Origin of the sequence: Streptomyces sp. 8K308 (assembly GCF_004348315.1) — a bacterium.
GTDB lineage: Bacteria > Actinomycetota > Actinomycetes > Streptomycetales > Streptomycetaceae > Streptomyces.
This window is the reverse complement of the sequence record NZ_SMKC01000490.1, coordinates 1-4,061: the sequence shown is the minus strand read 5'-3', so window position 1 is coordinate 4,061 and position 4,061 is coordinate 1. Positions and strand designations below refer to the sequence as shown.

The 4,061-nt window shown below is 75.0% G+C and carries 4 protein-coding genes; 2 read left to right on the top strand and 2 right to left on the bottom strand.

The features are described from left to right. The coding region (locus tag E1265_RS34550; protein WP_347877284.1) for a GNAT family N-acetyltransferase at positions 1 to 286 on the bottom strand (286 nt) is incomplete at its 3' end. Positions 287 to 544: 258 nt separating this feature from the next. Then, positions 545 to 1,120 (bottom strand): DUF1707 and FHA domain-containing protein, encoded by a 576-nt coding sequence (locus E1265_RS34545; RefSeq protein WP_132934906.1) that lies wholly within the window; start codon positions 1,118 to 1,120, stop codon positions 545 to 547. Positions 1,121 to 1,398: 278 nt separating this feature from the next. On the opposite strand from E1265_RS34545, the gene E1265_RS34540 reads away from it, so the two are divergent. Beyond that, positions 1,399 to 2,337 carry a GNAT family N-acetyltransferase gene (locus E1265_RS34540; RefSeq protein WP_132934905.1) on the top strand — a complete coding sequence of 313 codons (939 nt, stop codon included), beginning with the start codon at positions 1,399 to 1,401 and terminating at the stop codon, positions 2,335 to 2,337. A 66-nt stretch (positions 2,338 to 2,403) separates the two neighbouring features. Beyond that, positions 2,404 to 4,061 (top strand): malto-oligosyltrehalose trehalohydrolase (gene treZ, locus E1265_RS34535; RefSeq protein WP_132934904.1); only part of this gene is annotated, 1,658 nt, incomplete at its 3' end.

The following is a 4,061-nucleotide window of genomic DNA, read 5'->3' as shown; positions in this document are numbered from 1 at the left end:
CCCCACGCCCCCGCGCCGCGGCTGCCACCCACACCGAGAGGACCTCGGGCCCCTCATCCCCCGGCACGCCGCTGGCCGTTCCCGCCGGCCCGCCGTCGACGAGGGCCACGAAGTCGGCGGCGCCCGGTATCGCCAGCCGGGCCCGCCAGCGCTCCTCCCGGTCGCCCTCGCCCTGCCACTCCGCCAGCCTGGTGCCGAACGCGTAGGGCGCTTCGGCCAGCGCCGCCAGCCTCAGCTCGCGCCAGACCCGCCAGTCGTCCTCGCCCAGTTCTCGCAGCTCGATCATCCCCGCAGGCTCCCTCTCGTCGGCGACCGCGGACAACCGATTTCCCCCGGCCCGATTCCACCGTGTCCTAAGCCTTTACAGACGAACGGGCGCGGCGCTACGGTCCGAATTGGGAGCGCTCCCACAGACGAGCGAGACCGGGAAGCACCCAGAACTCCGGCCTGCCGCCCCACCTCCCAGCCCCCGCTTGGGCGGCAGGCCGGCTTCACGCGAGAGGGTCGGCTTTGCGCGAGAGGGCCGGCTCACGCGAGACGCGCCTCAGCCGAGCTCGTGCCCGCGTCCCACGAGCACGAACGGCACCGCGCCGAACCGCACCTGGTCGCCCGGCCGCACCGGGACGCCGCCGGTGACACGGCGGTCGTTGACCCAGGTGCCGTTCACCGAGCCGAGGTCGTAGAGGAGCCAGCCGGCCGACGTGCTGAACAGCCGCGCGTGATGGCGCGAGACGCTGTAGTCGCTCAGCCGCAGCCCCGAGCCGGCCTCCCGCCCGATGGTCAGCGGCTCGGGTCCCGGCACCGGCAGCAGCAGCTGTGGCAGCCGGTCCGACTCCCAGGCGCGCCGCAGGCGCTGGCGGAACGCGGCGACCCGGGTCACCTGCGTCACCAGCCAGTTGCCAGGGCTGACGGTCCGCGGCGGCCGACGGTCCGGCAGGTCGCTGAGCACGGCGTACAACTCGTCGAGCCGCCGGGCGGCGAGCACCTGCTCGATGCGGCGCTCGAACGTCTCCTGGGAGACCCGCCCCTCCACCGCGCTCTCGCGAAGCACGTCGAGCGCGCGCTCCCGGTCCGCGTCGGATATCCGCGGTGACGGCGCGCCGAACTCGACTGAGGTCATGCGGGAATTGTCCGCGACCCCGCGCGACCCTGTCCAGCCACCGGCGTCCCACCACACGCCACGGGAGCCCCGCGAAAACCAGTGGACACGCCGTCGCCCGCCGGCCTACCGTACTCGCACGCCCGACCCCGTCACGGACCGAGAAGGGAGGCGCCGTCATGTCATTCCACACGACTTCTGTCACGACCTCGCGCTTCCCAAGCCCTCGCCGTCCCGTCGGGCATTTCGCTGGCTGAGCCGGAGCGCGGGGCACGCCTTCCGGAAGGACCACACTTTTCATGACCGATCTGGTCATTCGCGCGCTCGCCGAGCACGAGGCGCGCGCCGTCTTCACCTCGCTTCCCGACCCCGGCCTGGTCGGCCGCCCGCTGCTCGACCCGCCGCACAACGTCTACGACACGGTCGCCGCCGGCGGCGAGTACCGGCCCGAGTGGACCTGGGTGGCGGAGCGCGCCGGCACCGTGGTGGCCAGGGCCGCGTTCTGGGGCGGCCCGGACGACGAGGAGCCGGTCGCCCTCGACTGGTTCGACTTCACCGACCGCGCGGCCGGCGTCGAGCTGCTGCGCTCCGTGCCGCTGCGCGCCGACTACGAGCTGATCCTGCCGCCCGGCTGGCGCGAGGACCCGCCGGCCAGGTCGGCGGCCGGGGCCCGGTTGGCGGCGGCCACCGACGCGGGCTACCGGCCGCTGGTGGAGCGGTACCGCTATGTGTGGACGCCGGCCGCCGGGCTGCCGGAGAGTACCGGACGCCTGGTCCTCCGGCCGGAGCCGGACGACGAGGTCGTCCTCGAGGTGCTGCGCCGGGTGCACTCGATGACGCTGGACGCGCACGCCCTGCGGGCCGTCGAGCGCGGCGGGGTCGAGCTCGCGGCCCGCGAGGAGCTGGACTTCTTCCGCTGGTGCCCGTCGCCCCGCGAGTGGTGGCGGCTGGCGTTCACGCCGGCGGGAGAGTTGGTCGGCATCCAGGTGCCGGCGCGCAATCCGGTCGGGCCCTGCGTGGGGTTCGTCGGCGTGGTGCCCGAGCAGCGCGGCCACGGCTACGGCTACGACCTACTGGTGGAGTGCACCCGCCAGTTGGTCGCGGAGGGCGCCGAGCGGATCGCGGCGGCCACCGACGTCGGGAACGTGCCGATGGCGGCCGCGTTCGCCCGGGCGGGCTATCCGGTGAACCAGCACCGGTATTGCCTGAGCGCGCCGTCCGAAGGTGCCACGTCATGACGTAGTCGCGGCGCGCCCGGCGTGCGGCCTGGTCTTCGCGCCCCCGGTGCCCCGAGCATGGTGCCCATGCTGTTCGAGGTGTGGGCACCACGGGTGCGCGAGGTCACGCTGCGGATGCCGGACCGGCCCCCGGTCGCCATGCGGCCGGAGGCCGGTGGCTGGTGGCGGGCCGAGGCCCCGGCGGTCGCCGGGGACCGGTACGGCTTCGCACTGGACGGCGGCCCGCCGCTGCCCGACCCGCGCGGCCGGCGGCTGCCGGAAGGACCCGAGGGGCTGAGCGCCGTGACGGACCTGGCCGGCTTCCCGTGGCGCCACCCGTGGCCGGGGCGCGGGCTGCCGGGCGCGGTGCTGTACGAGCTGCACGTCGGCACGTTCACCCGCGAGGGCACGCTGGACGCGGCCGTCGCCCGGCTCCCCCACCTCGCGGACCTCGGCGTCACCCATGTCGAGCTGATGCCGCTCTGCCCCTTCCCCGGACGGCACGGCTGGGGGTACGACGGGGTGGCGCCGTGGGCGGTCCACGAGCCGTACGGGGGCCCGGAGGCGCTGCAGCGCTTCGTCGACGCGGCGCACGGCCTCGGCCTCGGGGTGGTGCTCGACGTCGTCCACAACCACCTGGGCCCGTCCGGCAACTGGTTGCCCGAGTTCGGCCCGTACTTCACGGAGCGGCACCACACGCCGTGGGGCGCGGCGGTCAACCTGGACGGCCCCGAGTCGGCCGAGGTCCGGGCGTACTTCGTCGGCAGCGCGCTGGCCTTCCTGCGCGACTACCGGCTCGACGGGCTGCGTCTCGACGCCGTGCACACCCTCGTCGACGAGTCGACGCCACACTTCCTGGCCGAACTCTCGGCCGCCGTCGACGCGTTGGCGGCCGAGACGGGCCGGCCGCTGTTCCTGGTCGCGGAGTCCGACCAGAACGACCCGCGCACCACGGCGCCGCGCGAGCACGGCGGCCACGGGCTGCACGCGCAGTGGAGCGACGACTTCCACCACGCGCTGCACGCCACGTTGACCGGCGAGTCGCAGGGCTACTACGCCGATTTCGGCAAGGCCCCGCTGACCGCCCTGGCCCGCACGCTGTCCCACGGCTTCTTCCACGCGGGCGGCTACTCCTCGTTCCGTGGCCGCGAGCACGGCCGCCCGCTCAACCGGGCGGCGACGCCCACCCGCCGCCTGCTGGGCTACGCCCAGACCCACGACCAGATCGGCAACCGCGCCCTCGGCGACCGCCTCGTGGCCCTGGCCGGGCCGGCGCGCGCCGCGCTGGCGGCGGCGCTCGTGCTCTGCGGCCCGTTCACGCCGATGCTGTTCATGGGCGAGGAGTGGGGCACGACGACGCCGTGGCAGTACTTCACCGACCACCGCGATCCGGCCCTCGCCGAGGCGGTGCGGGCCGGCCGCCGGCGGGAGTTCGGCGCGCACGGCTGGTCGGAGGAGGAGATCCCCGACCCGCAGGCCCCTGCCACCAGGGACCGCTCCTGCCTGGCCTGGCCTCCCGAGGACGCTCCTTGCCCCCTCCTCGACTGGCACCGCCGCCTGATCGCCATCCGCCACGCCCACCTGCCGGCCGACCTGCGGCTCGCGGACGTCTCCGTCGACCACGACGAGGAGGCCGGCTGGCTGGTCCTGCACGCGGGGCCCCTGACCACGGCCGTCAACGTCTCCCCCACCGCACCGGCTGCCGCCCGCCTCGGCCCAGGACCCTTCACCCCCCTGGCCAGTAC

Bases quoted from the DNA above. Each gene is read 5' to 3' on its own strand.
- E1265_RS34545 (WP_132934906.1), bottom strand. From the start codon at position 1,120: ATGACCTCAGTCGAGTTCGGCGCGCCGTCACCGCGGATATCCGACGCG.
- E1265_RS34540 (WP_132934905.1), top strand. From the start codon at position 1,399: ATGACCGATCTGGTCATTCGCGCGCTCGCCGAGCACGAGGCGCGCGCC.